Raw genomic sequence first — 636 nt, 5'->3', positions numbered from 1 at the left:
AACGTCTATGTGTATGGAAAGTTGCGTGCTTGTGTGCGAGGATTTTCCGTAGGAAAATCAGATGCAAGCAAGCAAAGCAACTCACATTGGTTAAGCTAAAAATAGCAATTTTTTATACACGGTGTTACCCAACGTTTTTTATTTAATAATTTTTCATCATGTTGTCAATAGTTTCCCATTCAGAATCAGTTTTTAAGCGACATCCAAAGTCAAATAGCAGGTCGTCACTTTTATAAAGTTCTTCTAATTTGTTTTGTATTATGTCTTGGTTTTCAAAATAAAATAACATTTCAATTCCTGTTTCTGTAGGAATTCTAGAAATTAAATGAGAGACACAAGCTTTGTTTAATTCAGTGTCAAGATATGTTTGGATTTCGCTATAATCCAGTCCGCCCATATCTTCAAAATCGACATTCAATATTCCGAGAGTTTGACAGAATTCTTTGTAAGGATAGTTCCTGTATCCAACATTAATCCATGCAGTTGCTACTGTTCCATTTTCTAATGTGGTTGAGACAACAGATATTTTAGGTTTAGGAAAAGCTTCACCTGACGCCTTTACTTTTTGCCAATCAAATTTTTTATTAAATAATCTTTTAAACATATTTAGTTGGTTTTCAAATGTTGGGTAACGTT

Annotated in this window: 1 protein-coding gene; it reads right to left on the bottom strand. The window is 32.7% G+C overall.

What is annotated here, in order from left to right; all coding sequences use genetic code 11:
• Positions 1-142: 142 nt before the first annotated feature.
• Positions 143-636, bottom strand: a 494-nt coding sequence (locus tag ACFQ1R_RS11680; RefSeq protein ID WP_379926407.1) for a hypothetical protein, incomplete at its 5' end; no start/stop codon positions are given.

This window comes from Mariniflexile jejuense (genome assembly GCF_042675665.1).
GTDB classification, from domain to species: domain Bacteria; phylum Bacteroidota; class Bacteroidia; order Flavobacteriales; family Flavobacteriaceae; genus Mariniflexile; species Mariniflexile jejuense.
This window is presented reverse-complemented; position numbering and strand designations above follow the sequence as displayed.